We start from the raw sequence: 15,409 nt of genomic DNA, 5'->3' as shown, positions 1-15,409 counted from the left end.
CTTTCCCACAAACGCCCCCCACCCCCAGGTTTACTTTCCCACCCCCCCCCCCCCGCCCCGGGCTGCGCTAAACACCCCCCCCCCCCCCCCCCCCCCCCCGCCCCCCCCCCCCCCCCCCACGAAAGGGGAAGGCGTCAGCCGGTGTAAGCGCCGGTTGACGCGCTGTGGACCAGCTTGGCGTACTTCGCCAGGACACCCTTGGTGTATCTCGCAGGCAGCGGCTCCCAGCCCACCTTCCGGGACTCGAGTTCTGCTTCGTCCACCAGCAGATCGAAGGTGCGCGCGGCGATGTCCACACGGATGCGGTCGCCGTCCTTGACGAAGGCGATGGGGCCGCCGTCGACCGCTTCCGGCGCGACGTGGCCGATGCAAAGGCCGGTTGTCCCGCCGGAGAACCGGCCGTCGGTGAGGAGCAGGACGTCCTTGCCCAGCCCGGCACCCTTGATGGCACCGGTGATGGCCAGCATTTCCCGCATGCCCGGCCCGCCTTTGGGGCCTTCGTAGCGGATGACGACGACGTCTCCCGCCTTGATCCGGCCATTGTCCAGCGCGTCGAGGGCGCCCTGTTCACGCTCAAAGACGCGGGCGGCGCCTTCGAAGACGTCGGCGTCGAATCCGGCGCTCTTGACCACAGCCCCCTCGGGAGCCATGGAGCCGTGCAGGATGGTGATGCCGCCGGTCTTGTGGATCGGATTGTCCAGGGCGCGCAGGATCTTGCCGTCAACATCCGGCGGATTGATCGCCTCGAGGTTTTCCGCGACTGTCCTGCCCGTCACGGTGAGGCAGTCGCCGTGCAGCAGGCCGGCGTCGAGCAGTGCCTTCATGATCACCGGCACGCCGCCGATCCGGTCGACGTCGGTCATCACGTAGCGGCCAAAGGGCTTCAGGTCCCCCAGGTGCGGAATTTTGTCGCCGATGCGGTTGAAGTCGTCAAGGGTGAGCTCCACCTCGGCTTCGCGTGCGATGGCCAGCAGGTGCAGGACCGCGTTGGTGGAACCACCGAAGGCCATGGTGACGGCAATGGCGTTCTCAAAGGCCTTCTTGGTCATGATGTCCCGGGCAGTGATGCCCAGGCGCAGGAGATTGACCACGGCTTCGCCGGACTTCCGTGCGAACTCATCACGACGGCGGTCTGCCGAGGGCGGGGCGGCGGAGCCGGGGAGGGACATGCCCAGGGCCTCGCCGATGCAGGCCATCGTGTTGGCCGTGTACATGCCGCCGCAGGCGCCTTCACCCGGGCAGATCGCTTTTTCGATTCGGGTCAGGTCCTCCATGCTCATCCTGCCCGCGGCGCAGGCGCCCACGGCCTCGAAGGCATCGATCAGGGTGACTTCCTTCTCCGAGCCGTCCTCGAGCTTGACCCAGCCGGGCATGATGGAGCCGGCATAGAGGAAGACGCTGGCAAGGTCCAGGCGCGCGGCGGCCATGAGCATGCCGGGCAGGGACTTGTCACAGCCGGCCAGCAGGACGGATCCATCGATGCGTTCGGCCTGCATGACCGTTTCGACCGAGTCGGCGATGACCTCGCGGGAAACCAGGGAGAAGTGCATGCCTTCGTGGCCCATGGAGATGCCGTCGGACACGGAGATGGTGCCGAACTGCATGGGGAAGCCGCCGCCTGCGTGGACGCCTTCCTTTGCGCCCTGTGCAAGGCGGTTCAGTGACAGGTTGCAGGGAGTGATTTCGTTCCAGGAGCTCGCAACACCCACCTGGGGCTTGGCGAAGTCGTCATCGCCCATGCCGACCGCGCGGAACATGCCGCGGGCAGGTGCGGCGTGGATCCCGTCGGTGACAACGCGGCTGCGCGGCTTGATGTCAGGTTTGTTCCCACTGGCGGCGGTACGGCTCTCACTCATAGGGGAAAGTCTAGGGCTCCCAGTGTGGCGGACACGACAGCCCTGCACGCATTAAGTCCAACTGCCGCATATGACCGGCCCTACGGTCGAGCCGCGCACGGAGTTTGGGACGCCTGAAGTCCTTCAATTACCCCCTGTCCTCCTGAAACCACGCCTGGAGGCACTTTCTGCACGGCCCGACTGTCTCTCTGGACAGCGGTGGTGGCCCGACGTAGCGTCAGGGACAGGACACCCATCCACCGTTACCGAAGGGCTTGCCATGGACATTCTTTTTTGGATCATCCTCATTGTTGTCGTCGCCGTAATCATCTGGTGGTTGCTGAACCGCAGCAAGGCAGCCAACCCGTCCGGCACGTCTGGGGCAGCACGGACTGATACAGCACGTCCAGAGCCGGCCCGGCCCGGCGGAGCGTTGGGCGGCGGCAGCGCCGCGGCGTCCGCGGAGGCTGTGGGCACCACCGGCATCCCGACGGCGGCGGGATTCGGCAAGCCGGCCGAACCTTCGGCGCCGGCCACGGCCGACGAGCCTGCGGAATCCTCCGCCACTTCGGACGGCGGGGCGCGGGCAGCTACCGCAGCCGGAGCGGCCGTGCAGGGAGCTTCCGACGCCGGCATGGATCATGGGGAACGAGGCCGCCAGGACCAGGCCGGCGGGGCCGACCAGGCAGCGGACCAGGCGGAGTGGGAAACCCAGTGGTCGGAGGCAGGAGCCGGGCCGCGGTCAGGTTCCTCCGCCACAGCCGGCGCGGCAACGCCATCGGAGGCTCCGGAAGCGGCAACTCCCCCGCCGGCCGGCCAGCACGCAGTGGCCGCCGGAGGAACACCGTCAGCCCGGCCTGTCCACCACGACGAATACACGGCACCGCACGCTCCTACGCTTCCCGGCGCCGAAACCGCCGCCGTCGAAAGCGTGGACGACGCCCGCACTGCCGGTGCTGGACAATCCGCCGGAGAGCCAGCCCGGTCGACGGCGGACAGGCATGAGGCAGCGGTCCAGCAGGAGACGGCGGCACCGACAGAGGCCCGGAGTGACGCGGGAACGGCCGAAACGCTGGAGCGGGCGCAGTCCTCCGCGCTGGTCGAGAACGGGGCGGACCACCGCCGGCCCTCCGGGCAGGAGCAGGGCATCGGGCACGGTCTGGGTACGGCAGAGGGAACGGCCGTCACCGAGCCCGGCGGCCACCTGGCGGCCGACGAGCCGTACGGGGCAGGGTCAGCCGCCCCTGGCCCCGACGGGAGCGGACCGGCTGACTACACCGTCAAGGGCGACGCAGCCGCGATGGTGTACTACGAGGAAGGACACCCGGATTACGAGCAGACCCGCGCGGAAGTCTGGTTTGAATCCACTGCGCACGCCGAGGCCGCCGGCTTCCGCGCGCCGCGCCGCAAGAGGCTCTAGCAGCAGGAAGAAGGCCCGCTGGCGCCGCCTCGCTGGACGCCGCCGTGGCGAGCGCTATGGGCAGTGCCCCTTTCCTGGAAATGGCATGGGCAACCTGTGGCCCATTTCACAGCTATCGATGGGTGGGGCCGATACGCAATTCGTGCTCCGATGGGACGGCCGTGGCTCCTGACGAACAGCGAAAACCTTGATTTTTCGCGGTTTTTGGGCCCTTTTCCTTGAGTCCAGGCCTGCCGGCTCCGCCGATTTCACTTGCACCAAAAGTTCGTGTAGAGTTTCATGTCGTTGCGGAGATCAACGGGAAAGAAAAAGCCCGGAGATGGAAGCAAAGAAGATGCACCTCTAGCTCAATTGGCAGAGCAATTGACTCTTAATCAATGGGTTCCGGGTTCAAGTCCCGGGGGGTGCACCACTGGGAAAAACAGCCTCCGGCTTGTGAAAACAAGTCGGGGGCTGTTTTGTTTCCCCCTGCGCCTCCTCGAGTGCTCCCCGTCTTCGCGGCCCCGCCCCCGGTCCCCCGTCATCGATTGCTGCGTAGATGCCGTTTAGACGCCCCTAAACGGCATTTACGGAGCAATCGATGGTGTACGGGCAGAAGAACGACGGCGCGCGGTGCGGCGGGGACAAAAAAGCGCGGACCCGGTTGGACCGGGCCCGCGCTTTCACTTAGTTGGTGTATTGCACTGCCAGCTACTTGGCTGCGTTGTCCAGCAGCGCTCCGGCGTTACTTGGCGTGGTGGAGAACTGGCTGGCAAGTTCGCGCACGACGGCCTTGAGTTCCTGGCGCAGCAATTCAGGGTCGATTGACGCCGAGGCCAGCACCGACCGCTCCATCTCCACGGCCTGGGCGACCGCCTCCTTGCCCTGCTCGGTGAGCGAGACTACGTGGCTCCTCCGGTCCGACGTGCTGCGCACCCGGGCGATGTGGCCGTGGGCTTCAAGCCGGCTGAGCGTCTTGCCCATGGTCTGGGCCTGGACGCGCACGTACTGGGCGAGCTGGGCCTGCGTCATGGGTCCCTGCGCCGCAAGGACTTCGATGGCGATGACACCGGCGTGGGTGAGTCCAATGGCGCCGAGTTTCTCGTTCCATGAGTGTTCAACCAGGCGCGCAGCAGTGGACAGGAGGCGCCCTGTGGGCCAGTGATCCATATCAGGCATAGCAGCAAGTATAGCCAAACGCCGATTAGCACTCGGTCCACCTGCTTACTAGGCTGTTGTGTCCCGCCCGCAACAAGGAGAAAAACAATGGCTGAAAGACTCGTTACCGGCGACAAAGCACCCGCTTTCACACTGCAGGATTCCACCGGCAAGGACGTCACCCTGGCCCCCCGGCCCGGGCGCTCCACCATCGTTTACTTCTACCCCGCCGCCGCCACTCCCGGCTGCACCAAAGAAGCGTGCGACTTCCGGGACAGCCTTGCCTCCCTGCAGGCCTCCGGGTACGACGTCCTTGGCATCTCCCCGGACCCCGTGGGGAAGCTCGCGAAATTCGCCGAAAAGGAATCCCTGACGTTCCCGCTGCTCTCCGATGCCGACCACGCGGTGGCCGAGGCCTACGGCGCATGGGGGGAAAAGAAGAACTACGGCAAGACCTACGAGGGCCTGATCAGGTCCACCATCGTGGTGGACCCCGACGGCAACGTGGCGGTGGCCCAGTACAACGTCCGCGCCACCGGCCACGTGGCCAAGTTGCGGCGGGACCTCAACCTGGACGCCTGACTCGTCGAGCGGCTGCCCCGGCCACCGTCAGGGCGACGCTACAATGGAACCTGGCATCCGGCGTCGTCCTTCCGGCGATCCCCGGCGCCTTGCGCGAGTGGTGAAATTGGCAGACACGCAGGATTTAGGTTCCTGTGCCTTCGGGCGTGGGGGTTCAAGTCCCCCCTTGCGCACCTGGCGAATCCCCCGGCTCCGGCCGGGGGATTCCTGCTTTAAGCAAAGCCGTCCCGGCACGGTTCATGCCCCGAATCGAAAAACTCCAAAGATCGACCCATCCGCAGCCGGCTACCGGGCGAATAGCCATTGAGACACCAGCCAAGGGTTGGTGCTTACCGAAAAGGCAGACTGCACGCCGCGCACACCGTCCGGGCGGCAGGCAAACGATCCAAGGAGAACTGAAAATGCAGACCATTAAGCGCACCACTTTCACCGTCGCAGGCGTTGCAGCGGCCGCTCTGCTCAGCCTCACCGCCTGCGGTGGTTCGGGCAGCACCGCAGGATCGTCGGCGTCGTCGGCGCCCATGTCATCGGCCCCCAGCACCAGCATGGCATCCCCGTCCGCAAGTGCTTCGGCCAGCTCGTCGGCAGGCATGATGGATCCGGCTGCAAACCTGGTAGGCCCGGGCTGCGCCGCCTATGCCAAGCAGGTTCCCACCGGCGCCGGTTCGGTGCAGGGCATGGCGCTTGACCCGGTAGCCGTGGCAGCCTCCAACAACCCGATCCTGACCACCCTGACCGCTGCCGTTTCCGGCAAGCTCAACCCCAAGGTCAACCTGGTGGACACCCTCAACGGTGGCGAGTTCACGGTCTTCGCACCGGTGGATGACGCTTTCAAGAAGATTGATCCCGCCACCATCGATACCCTCAAGACCGACGATGCCCTCCTGAGCAAGATCCTGACCTACCACGTAGTGCCCGGCCAGATCACTCCGGACAAGATCGCCGGAACGCACGCAACGGTTGAAGGCGGTTCCGTGACCGTGACCGGCAGCGGCAACAACCTCAAGGTGGACAACGCGAACGTCATCTGCGGCGGCGTCAAGACCAAGAACGCAACCGTGTACCTGGTCGACTCGGTCCTCATGCCCAAGTAAGCCCCTTCAAGGCCCCCCAAGCAGAGCCGGGTCCGCTGGCAACCAGCGGACCCGGCTTTCGGCGCGCCAGTCGCCGCCCAGGGGCCAGCTCCATTTCCCGTCCTCTAGACTGGTCCCGGCCCGCAAGAGGCGGAGCCGGCAGCATCCAGAGGTGATAATCGAGTGCCCAGCAGTACACCGCGGCGGACGGTCATAAAAGCCGGCGCCGTCCTCATGGCGCTGGGCATGACATCGTGCACAGGGGTCCCGTCCCCCTCCCCCACACCCGGAACACCCAGTTCCCCACCCGCTGAACCCGACGCCACCTTCAATTTCGGTACCGCCGCCCAGCCCCTTGGACTGGACCCCGCGCTGTCCAATGACGTGGAATCCCAGCGCATCACGCGGCAAATCCTCGAAGGCCTGGTGGGCGTGGACCAGACCACCGGCAAACCCACTCCTCTCCTGGCCACCGAATGGAAAGACTCCAACGAGGGCAGGACCTATACGTTCAAGCTCCGCACGGGCGTCACCTTCCAGGACGGCACCCCGTTCAACGCCGATGCCGTCTGCACCAACTTCAACCGTTGGTTCGCTTTCTCCCCCGAGCTCCGGAAGCAGGCACCGGGCAGCTCCTTCAAAGGGGTTTTCAAGGCGCACTCGGACGAGCCGGGCCTGTCCATTTTCAAAAGCTGCACCGCCGTGGCCCCCGACACCGTGCAGATCGACCTCACCCAGCGCTTCACCGCGTTCCTCCAGGCCCTGACCCTGCCCGCCTTCGCAATCGCGTCCCCCGCAGCCCTGGCCGCCGGAAAGGCAGACGTCCTGGACCAGACCAAGGGCGGCCAGGCCATGTCCTTGTTCGCCACACACCCTGTAGGGACCGGCCCCTTCACCCTGGCGGCTTGGGGCAGCGACAGCGTCACCTTGTCCAGCAACAAGACCTACTGGGGTGACCGCGGCCAGATCGCCACCATCAATTTCCTTGCCTATAACCAGCCCCAGACACGGCTGCAGGCGCTGCTGGACGGCAAGATCGACGGATATGACGCCGTGACCGTGGGGAATTTCGACCAACTGGTAAAGCGCGGCAAGCAGATTGTGCAGCGCGACCCGTTCTCAGTGATGTATCTCGGGATGAACCAGGACATCCCTATCCTCCAAAACCAGAAGATCCGGCAGGCGGTGGAGCTTGCGGTCGACAAGGAAACCCTGATCCGGAAATTCTTCATCGACAACACCGCCAAGGCCACGCAGTTTGTCCCGCCCAAGATCAGCGGCTTCAACAACGATGCCCCCGAACTGGGGCACGACCCGGCAAAGGCCAAGGAATACCTGAAGGACGGTGGCTACGCAGGCGAGGAACTGAAGTTCTACTACCCCCTGAACGTCACCCGGCCTTACCTGCCCACGCCGGAAAAGGTCTATGCCGAACTCAGCCGCCAGCTCGTCGCCGTCGGCTTCAACATCAAGCCGGTGCCGGTGGACTGGTCTGACGGCTACCTCCAGAAGGTCAAGACCCCCGGCGACCACGCCTTCCACATCCTTGGCTGGAACGGTTCCTATTCGGACGCGGACAACTTCGTGGGCCCGCTCTTCGGGGAGAAAAACGGCGAGTTCGGATACCAGGACCCGCAGGTATTTTCGAAGATCAACCGTGCCCGGAGCCTGCCCGATGGCAAGGAGCGGGATGACCTCTATCACACCATCAACGTGCAGATCGCCGCTACCGTACCGGCAGTTCCCATCGCATTTCCCATCTCGGCGCTTGCCCTGTCGGACAGGGTGCTGAGCTACCCGGCGTCACCGGTCTTAAATGAAGTTTTTACCAAGGTCCAGCTAAAGCCTTGACGGGCTGGCCCAATTTCAGTATGTGGGCTGCCCGGGGATATTCTGTGACAGCCAGAGCCGCTGCAATCGGAGACTGATCGTGACCTTCATTTCCAAGACCCCACACGCCGACGTTGTCCTGATAGGCGGCGGCATCATGAGCGCCACGCTGGGGGCATTCATCAAGCAGCTGGAGCCGGACTGGAGCATCTCCCTGTTCGAACGGCTGGACCAGCCCGGCCTCGAAAGCTCAGATCCCTGGAACAACGCGGGAACGGGCCACGCCGCGCTCTGCGAACTCAACTACTCTCCCGCAGCCAAAGACGGCTCGGTCAGCCCCGCCAAGGCACTGGTCATCAACGAGCAGTTCCAGCTTTCCCGGCAGTTCTGGTCCCACCTGGTGGACAACAACCTGATCGGCTCGCCCAAGGGCTTCATCAACACCGTTCCGCACATGAGCTTCGTGATCGGCGAGGACCACACCCGCTTCCTGAAGACCCGGTACGAGGCCCTGAAGCCGCACACCCTGTTCCGCAGCATGGAGTACTCCGAAGACCCCGCCCAGATCGCCAAGTGGGCGCCGCTGATCGTCAAGGGCCGTGATCCCAAACAGCGCATCGCCGCCACCCGTGCCGCCGAGGGCACCGACGTCGACTTCGGCGCACTCACCCGCGAGCTGACCACCTACATGGGGAACAACGGCGTCGAGATCAACTACGGCCACGACGTCACCGGCATCACCCGGGCCTCCGACGGCGGCTGGGACCTGACGCTGAAGCACCCCAGGTCCGGGGAACACGGCAAGATCCATGCCAAGTTTGTCTTCGTCGGTGCCGGCGGCGGTGCCCTGCACCTGCTGCAGGCTTCAGGAATCCCGGAAAGCAAGGGTTACGGCGGCTTCCCCGTTTCCGGCCAGTTCTTCCGCTGCACGGACGAGACCATCGCCGCCCAGCACAGCGCCAAGGTCTACGGGCAGGCGTCCGTGGGCGCTCCTCCCATGTCGGTCCCGCACCTGGACACCCGGTACGTCAACGGGAAGCGCTCGCTCCTGTTCGGCCCCTACGCGGGCTTCTCCACCAACTTCCTCAAGAACGGCTCCTACCTGGACCTGCCGCTGTCCATCCGCCCGGGCAACATCATCCCGATGCTGGCTGTGGCCAAGGACAACATGGACCTCACCGCCTACCTGGTCAAGGAAGTGGTCAAGAAGCACGACCAGAAGGTCGAGGCGTTGCGCGAGTACTACCCCGAGGCCAAGGGCGGGGACTGGGAACTCATCACCGCCGGCCAGCGTGTGCAGATCATCAAGAAAGACCCGCAAAAGGGCGGCATCCTTCAGTTCGGCACCGAAGTGATCGCCGGCCGTGACGGCTCCATCGGCGCGCTCCTGGGCGCCTCGCCCGGAGCCTCGACCGCTGTCCCCATCATGATCGAGCTGCTCCAGAAGACCTTCCCCAGGAACTTCAAGGGCTGGCAGTCAAAGCTCAAGGACATGATGCCCGGCTACGGGGTGAAGCTGGATGAGAATCCGGACCTCGCCGCGGAACTGGAACGGGCAACGGCCAAGTCCCTCCAGCTGGAGAGCGTTTCCGCCAGCCACTGACCCTGCCGGGGCCAGCGGCTGGCACCCCCCAGGGCATGAACCAGTCACTAAGACCCCCAGGAGACCACCCATGTTCCGGCTGGCACACCTATCCCTGGCGAACCGGGCCCTGATCGCGCTGATCACCGTCTTCGCCTCGGTCTTCGGCGTGATCACCATGTCATCGCTGAAGCAGGAGCTCATTCCTTCCATTGAGTTCCCGCAGATCACGGTGCTGAGCTCCATGCCGGGTGCATCGCCCGAGGTGGTGGACAAGCAGGTCAGCGGTCCGCTCGAGAAGGCGTTGAACGGCGTGGAGGGGCTGGAATCCACCTCCTCCACGTCGCGCACCGGTGTTTCGCAGATCACCATGGTGTTCACCTATGGTTCCAACCTGGACCGGGCCCGGAACCAGATCGACCGGGCCATCTCCAACGCCAAGCGGACCCTCCCGAGCGACGTGCAGCCGCAGGCCATTGCGGGAAGCATCAGTGACTTCCCCATCGTCTTCCTGGCCGTATCCTCGGACAAGCCGCTGAGCGAACTGAACGCCGACCTCCAGCGCCTCACCGTGCCCAGGCTCCAGAAGATCGACGGTGTCCGCAGTGCCGATGTCACCGGCGGCGCTTCGCAGCACATCGAAATCCTGCCCAGGGCCGACGCCATGGCGGCCGCAGGCACCAGCCTCACAGCCATACGTGATGCCCTGTCCAACAACGGTGCGCTGGTTCCGGCCGGCACACTCCAGGACCAGGGAAAGACCCTCTCGCTGCAGATCGGCAGTCCGGTGGATTCCCTCGACGCCATCAAGGCCCTTCCCCTGGCCGGGGCGAAGAATGCCGCCACCATCGGGGCGGTTGCCGACGTCTCGCTCAAGGACGACGAACGCACCTCCATCACCCGCACCAACGGGGCGGAGACCTTGGCAGTTTCCGTCACCAAGAAACCCGAGGGCGACACCGTGGCGATCTCGCACGCCGTGCGGGACTCCCTGCAGGACCTCCAGGCAGAGCTGGGCTCGAACGCGAAGTTCACGCCGGTCTTCGACCAGGCGCCGTTTATCGAGAAGTCCATCAGGGACCTCACCACGGAAGGCCTCCTGGGGCTGGGGTTTGCAGTCGCGGTCATCCTGCTCTTCCTGATGTCCGCCCGTTCCACGCTGGTCACCGCCGTGTCCATCCCGCTGTCTCTGCTCATCACTTTCATCGGACTGTCGGGCACCGGCTACTCGCTGAACATCCTCACGCTCGGCGCGCTCACCATAGCGATCGGGCGCGTGGTGGACGACTCCATCGTGGTCATCGAAAACATCAAGCGGCACCTGAGCTACGGCGAGGAGAAGTCGACGGCGATCCTCACCGCGATCAGGGAAGTGGCCGGCGCCATCACGGCTTCCACCCTGACCACGGTGGCCGTGTTCCTGCCGATTGCCTTCGTCGGCGACCTGGCCGGAGAACTGTTCCGGCCGTTTGCCCTGACCGTCACCATGGCGCTGCTGGCATCGCTGCTGGTGTCCCTCACCATCGTCCCGGTGCTGGCCTACTGGTTCCTCAGAAACCCCAAGGGCGCCCCGGGAGGAGGTCCCGCCGAGGCCCGGCGGCTCGCCATCGAGGCCAAAGCGAAAGCACACGACGCCGAACAGCGCAGCCGCCTGCAGCGCGGCTACCTCCCCATCCTCCGGTCCACCCAGAAACACCCGGTCATCACCCTGGTGGCCGCCGTCCTGGTGCTCGGTGCCACCGGCGCCATGACACCGCTGCTGGCAACCAACCTGCTGGGCGATTCAGGGCAGAACAGCCTGACCGTGCGCCAGGTCCTGCCCGCGGGGACCAGCCTGGCTGACACCAGCGCCGCTGCCATCCGCCTCGAGGAGGTCCTGCGCGGCATCGACGGCATCAAGGACGTCCAGGTGACGTCGGGCAATGCGCAGGCCGGCTTCGCCGCGCTGACCTCCACCGGATCCTCAAACTCCACCTTCACCGTTGTCACGGACGAAAAGGCCAACCAGGAACGGCTCCAGGACACTGTCCGGTCCGAGCTCGCCAAGGTCCCCGATTCCGGCAAAATCTCAGTGGGCACCCAGCAGGGCGGCTTCGGCACCTCCTCTACCGTGGATATCACGCTGAAGGCTGCCACCAGCGGCGACCTGCAGACTGCCAGCGACACCATGGTTGCCGCCATGACCGGCGTTCCCGGCACCAGCGAGGTGGCCAGCAACCTGGCCGCCAGCAACCCCGTGGTCCAGGTCAAGGTGGACCGGGCCAAGGCCACGGCTGCCGGACTGAACGAGGAGCAGGTGGCGGGTGTCCTGGCTTCCACCATCAGCCCCATCCCCGCCGGGACGGTCCGCATCGACACCAATGATTACCCCGTCAGGATTGGCCAGGGCACCAAGTTCACCAGCATCGACGCCGTCCGGAACATCCCGCTGCCCGCCGGCGGAAGGCCGGTGACGCTGGGAAGCATCGCCTCCGTGGAGCAGGTGGACGTCCCCGTCTCCATCACCGCCAGCAACGGTGAGCGCACCGCGAAGGTGTCCATCACGCCGTCGGGCTCCAACCTGGGCGCCGTCAACAGCGAGGTCCAAAAGCGCCTGGCTGATGTCCACCTCCCGGCCGGGGTCACCGCTGAAATCGGCGGCGCCACCACCCAGCAGGCAAATTCCTTCCGGCAGTTGGGCCTCGCCCTGCTGGCGGCCATCGCCATCGTCTACGTGATCATGGTGGCCACCTTCAAGTCCCTCATCCAGCCGCTGATCCTGCTGGTCTCTGTTCCCTTTGCGGCCACCGGCGCCGTGGCCCTGCTCCTGGTCACCGGAGTTCCGTTGGGCCTGCCGTCCCTGATCGGCATGCTCATGCTGGTGGGCATCGTGGTGACCAATGCCATTGTGCTGATCGACCTGATCAACCAGTACCGGCAACCGCGTGACGGCCGGCCGGGAATGAACGTCGCTGATGCCATCACCAACGGTGCCCGGCAGCGCCTCCGCCCCATCCTGATGACGGCACTCGCCACGGTCTTTGCCCTGACCCCCATGGCGCTGGGCCTCACGGGCGGCGGCGGCTTCATCTCGCAGCCGCTTGCCGTTGTCGTCATAGGCGGCCTGGTGTCTTCCACCGCGCTGACCCTGATCCTGGTCCCGGTGCTGTACCGGCTGGTGGAGGGCCGCCGCGAGAAGAAGGCGCTGCTGAAGGACCTGCAGATCCCGCCCGCACCCGGCCCGGGGCCCGACGTCGATGCCGGGTTCAGGGACTGGACCACCGGCCAGGTCCCCAAACTCAGCGGCCGGCGCGCCGCACCCGGCGGCGCAGAGTAACAACGTCCCTTCTTTTGATGCCCGTACCGTTCAGCAGTGCGGGCATCAGCTGTTCCAGGCGCACCTGCCTGCAGCCCCCCGCCGGGAATAATCCACGTGCGGGCGCGTTGGAGAAGGCAGTAGATGCAAATGCATCTAAATTGGTTTACACTTAAACCAAGCCAGCAAGGCCAGCAACGGAAGGGCAGCATCATGCAAATCGGTGTTTTCAGCGTCAGCGACATCACCACCGACCCCACGACGGGCCGCACCCCCACCGAGCACGAACGCATCAAGGCGTCCGTGGCCATCGCCAAAAAGGTCGAGGAAATCGGCATGGATGTCTACGCCCTGGGCGAGCACCACAACCCGCCCTTCTTCTCCTCCTCCCCCACCACAACGCTGGCCTACATCGCAGCACAGACTGAACGGATCATCCTGTCCACGGCCACCACGCTGATCACCACCAATGACCCGGTGAAGATCGCCGAGGACTTCGCCATGCTCCAGCACCTGGCGGACGGACGCGTGGACCTGGTCCTGGGCCGCGGCAACACGGCACCGGTGTACCCCTGGTTCGGCAAGAACATCCAGGACGGCGTGGAGCTGGCCATTGAGAACTACAGCCTCCTGCGCAAGCTCTGGGACGAGGACACCGTGAACTGGTCCGGCAAGTTCCGCACGCCCCTCCAGAACTTCACGTCAACACCCAGGCCGCTGGACGGCGTGGCACCCTTCGTGTGGCACGGCTCCATCCGCACTCCTCAGATCGCCGAGGTGGCCGCCTATTTTGGTGACGGTTTCTTTGCCAACAACATCTTCTGGCCCAAGGAGCACTACCAGCAGCTGATCGGCCTCTACCGCGAACGCTACGAGCACTACGGCCACGGCAAGGCCGACCAGGCCATCGTTGGCCTTGGCGGCCAGTTCTTCATGCGGAAGAACTCGCAGGACGCGGTCAAAGAGTTCCGGCCCTATTTCGACAACGCACCCGTCTACGGCCACGGACCGTCCCTGGAGGATTTCACCTCGCAGACTCCGCTGACGGTGGGCAGTCCGCAGGAAGTCATCGAAAAGACGCTGACGTTCCGCGAGTACTTCGGTGACTACCAGCGCCAGCTGTTCCTGATCGACCACGCCGGCCTGCCGCTGAAGACGGTGCTGGAGCAGCTGGACCTGTTCGGTGAGGAAGTGCTGCCGGTGCTGCGCAGGGAGTACGCCGCCCTCAAGCCCGCGCACGTGCCGGAACCGCCCACCCACGAGGGCCGCGTGGCTGCCCTGCTGGCCTCGCAGGACGCCGATACAGCCACAACGGAGGCGTGATGGCTGCAGGAGGATCGGAATCGCCGGTGCGGCTGGCGGCTGAAACCTGGGAATCCCTGTTCCGGGCCCAGGTGGCCGTGATGCGGAAGCTTCAGTCCGGGCCGGCGTTCCGGAAACTGGCACTGAACGAATACGACGTCCTGTTCACGCTGTCCCGCTGCCCCTCCGGCTGGCTGCGGCTCAACGAGCTCAACGACAACGTCCTGTTGAGCCAGTCCAGCCTCAGCAGGCTGGTTGAGCGGCTCGAGAAGCGCGGGCTGGTGGCCCGGATGACGGCACCGGAGGACGGCCGCGGCGTGCTGCTCAAGCTCACGGACGAAGGGCGGGAGCTGCAGAAGGAGATCGGCCGCGAGCACGTCCGCGACATTTCGGCACTGGTGGGGCCCGCCCTGACTCCTGCCGAGCAGAAGGAACTGATGCGGCTCACCGACAAGCTGCGGAACTCGCTGGGCCCCCTGCCCCGGAAGCGCTAGCCCAGCTGGACGAGCCGGGAGGCATCCTCGGCAGGAAGCTCGCCGTTGACCACGGCATTGACCCGCAACTGGTTCAGCACCAGGCTTCCGCCCACGGTGGAGAGGAAGGCCGTGTCCGAAGAGTCCCGGCCGGCAGTGATGCGCAGCATCGACTCCCGCGGGGCCAGGCCCGTGGGGTCGATGACGTGCCACGCGCCCTCCACGTAGGCCTCGGCCACCGCGTGGAAGTCCATGGGGCTCAGGCCGGGGGCGTAGACAGCGGCAAGGCGTGTGGGGATGTCCTTGGAGCGGAGCAGGGCGATGGCCAGGTGCGCGAAGTCGCGGCAGACGCCGCGCCTGCTGAGGAGGGTTTCCACCGCACCGTCCGTGCCCCGTGAGGAACCGCTGACGTACCGGAGTTCACCGTTCACCCAGTTGCGCACAGCGTGCACCAGGTCCGCGCCCTGGACCCCCTCGAATTCTGCGTAGGACGTGGGCAGCAGCCGGTCGGATTCGGCGTACCGACTGGGCCGCACATAGCGGATCCGTTCGGCGAGGCTGGCGTCTTCGGGGACGCCGCGCCCGCACACCGTGGCGGAGTATTCCACGATGACGTCCGTCGGCTCTGCAAATTCCATGTAGTGGAACCGGCCGCCATGGTGGTCCGGGACCTCCGTCAGCGGAACGTCCGCCCCGGCCGCGGTAACGGACAGGGATTCGTCAAATGATGAGTAGCCGCTGTTCCTGGCCACCGCGATGGCCATGGCCACCTTGGTGTTGGCGATGGTCCTGAAGGCCAGGCGTGCGGAAACAGAGCGTTCCATGTCTCTCCGGGGGTGTTGGGGGCGGAAGGCCGGCGGCGCGCCCCCGGCACGTGGTG

General features: G+C 65.5%; 11 protein-coding genes and 2 tRNA genes. 10 read left to right on the top strand and 3 right to left on the bottom strand.

Annotated elements, in window-relative coordinates; all coding sequences use genetic code 11:
- Positions 1 to 134 precede the first annotated feature (134 nt).
- A complete protein-coding gene (gene ilvD, locus J2X98_RS13055) occupies positions 135 to 1,856 on the bottom strand; it encodes a dihydroxy-acid dehydratase (protein WP_307308755.1) in 1,722 nt (573 codons plus the stop codon).
- A gap of 259 nt (positions 1,857 to 2,115) precedes the next feature.
- On the opposite strand from ilvD, the gene J2X98_RS13050 reads away from it, so the two are divergent.
- Both J2X98_RS13050 and J2X98_RS13045 read left to right on the top strand, forming a co-directional pair.
- Entirely contained in the window at positions 2,116 to 3,255 is a 1,140-nt protein-coding gene (locus J2X98_RS13050; RefSeq protein ID WP_307308752.1) for a sunset domain-containing protein, read from the top strand.
- A gap of 336 nt (positions 3,256 to 3,591) precedes the next feature.
- A tRNA-Lys gene (locus J2X98_RS13045) sits at positions 3,592 to 3,667 on the top strand.
- Between the two features lie 278 nt (positions 3,668 to 3,945).
- Here J2X98_RS13045 and J2X98_RS13040 read toward each other — a convergent pair.
- The gene (locus tag J2X98_RS13040) at positions 3,946 to 4,404 is read right to left on the bottom strand and encodes a MarR family winged helix-turn-helix transcriptional regulator (protein ID WP_307308785.1); all 459 of its coding nucleotides are present in this window, start codon (positions 4,402 to 4,404) and stop codon (positions 3,946 to 3,948) included.
- A gap of 96 nt (positions 4,405 to 4,500) precedes the next feature.
- Between J2X98_RS13040 and bcp the strand changes: the two genes are divergently transcribed.
- The 8 genes from bcp to J2X98_RS13000 all read left to right on the top strand — a co-directional run bounded on the left by bcp (position 4,501) and on the right by J2X98_RS13000 (position 14,550).
- Positions 4,501 to 4,974: a thioredoxin-dependent thiol peroxidase gene (gene bcp, locus J2X98_RS13035; protein ID WP_141941984.1), complete on the top strand. Its 474-nt coding sequence runs from the start codon at positions 4,501 to 4,503 to the stop codon at positions 4,972 to 4,974.
- A gap of 91 nt (positions 4,975 to 5,065) precedes the next feature.
- Positions 5,066 to 5,147, top strand: a tRNA-Leu gene (locus J2X98_RS13030).
- Between the two features lie 228 nt (positions 5,148 to 5,375).
- Positions 5,376 to 6,068 carry a fasciclin domain-containing protein gene (locus tag J2X98_RS13025; RefSeq protein WP_307308750.1) on the top strand — a complete coding sequence of 231 codons (693 nt, stop codon included), beginning with the start codon at positions 5,376 to 5,378 and terminating at the stop codon, positions 6,066 to 6,068.
- 162 nt (positions 6,069 to 6,230) lie between these two features.
- The gene (locus tag J2X98_RS13020; protein WP_307308749.1) at positions 6,231 to 7,898 is read left to right on the top strand and encodes an ABC transporter substrate-binding protein; all 1,668 of its coding nucleotides are present in this window, start codon (positions 6,231 to 6,233) and stop codon (positions 7,896 to 7,898) included.
- A gap of 79 nt (positions 7,899 to 7,977) precedes the next feature.
- On the top strand, positions 7,978 to 9,480 hold the full coding sequence (locus tag J2X98_RS13015; RefSeq protein ID WP_141941988.1) for a malate:quinone oxidoreductase: 1,503 nt from the start codon (positions 7,978 to 7,980) through the stop codon (positions 9,478 to 9,480).
- Between the two features lie 70 nt (positions 9,481 to 9,550).
- Positions 9,551 to 12,775, top strand: coding sequence for an efflux RND transporter permease subunit (locus J2X98_RS13010; protein WP_141941990.1), 3,225 nt, complete (start codon positions 9,551 to 9,553; stop codon positions 12,773 to 12,775).
- Between the two features lie 192 nt (positions 12,776 to 12,967).
- Positions 12,968 to 14,077 (top strand): LLM class flavin-dependent oxidoreductase, encoded by a 1,110-nt coding sequence (locus J2X98_RS13005; RefSeq protein WP_307308748.1) that lies wholly within the window; start codon positions 12,968 to 12,970, stop codon positions 14,075 to 14,077.
- On the top strand, positions 14,077 to 14,550 hold the full coding sequence (locus tag J2X98_RS13000) for a MarR family winged helix-turn-helix transcriptional regulator (RefSeq protein ID WP_141941994.1): 474 nt from the start codon (positions 14,077 to 14,079) through the stop codon (positions 14,548 to 14,550). The genes J2X98_RS13005 and J2X98_RS13000 overlap by 1 nt, the downstream gene beginning before the upstream one ends.
- Here J2X98_RS13000 and J2X98_RS12995 read toward each other — a convergent pair.
- Entirely contained in the window at positions 14,547 to 15,353 is an 807-nt protein-coding gene (locus J2X98_RS12995; protein ID WP_141941996.1) for a transglutaminase-like domain-containing protein, read from the bottom strand. The genes J2X98_RS13000 and J2X98_RS12995 overlap by 4 nt on opposite strands.
- Positions 15,354 to 15,409: the final 56 nt, after the last annotated feature.

This window comes from Pseudarthrobacter enclensis, assembly GCF_030811655.1.
Taxonomy (GTDB): domain Bacteria; phylum Actinomycetota; class Actinomycetes; order Actinomycetales; family Micrococcaceae; genus Arthrobacter; species Arthrobacter enclensis_A.
The sequence above is the reverse complement of the archived record's forward strand: the minus strand, read 5'-3'. Positions and strand labels throughout refer to the sequence as shown.

Excerpts from the sequence above, each read along its gene's own strand:
- bcp (WP_141941984.1), top strand. The coding sequence starts at position 4,501 with ATGGCTGAAAGACTCGTTACCGGCGACAAAGCACCCGCTTTCACACTG.
- J2X98_RS13010 (WP_141941990.1), top strand. The coding sequence starts at position 9,551 with ATGTTCCGGCTGGCACACCTATCCCTGGCGAACCGGGCCCTGATCGCG.
- J2X98_RS13040 (WP_307308785.1), bottom strand. The coding sequence starts at position 4,404 with ATGGATCACTGGCCCACAGGGCGCCTCCTGTCCACTGCTGCGCGCCTG.
- J2X98_RS13025 (WP_307308750.1), top strand. The coding sequence starts at position 5,376 with ATGCAGACCATTAAGCGCACCACTTTCACCGTCGCAGGCGTTGCAGCG.
- J2X98_RS13000 (WP_141941994.1), top strand. The coding sequence starts at position 14,077 with ATGGCTGCAGGAGGATCGGAATCGCCGGTGCGGCTGGCGGCTGAAACC.
- J2X98_RS13005 (WP_307308748.1), top strand. The coding sequence starts at position 12,968 with ATGCAAATCGGTGTTTTCAGCGTCAGCGACATCACCACCGACCCCACG.
- ilvD (WP_307308755.1), bottom strand. The coding sequence starts at position 1,856 with ATGAGTGAGAGCCGTACCGCCGCCAGTGGGAACAAACCTGACATCAAG.
- J2X98_RS13050 (WP_307308752.1), top strand. The coding sequence starts at position 2,116 with ATGGACATTCTTTTTTGGATCATCCTCATTGTTGTCGTCGCCGTAATC.
- J2X98_RS12995 (WP_141941996.1), bottom strand. The coding sequence starts at position 15,353 with ATGGAACGCTCTGTTTCCGCACGCCTGGCCTTCAGGACCATCGCCAAC.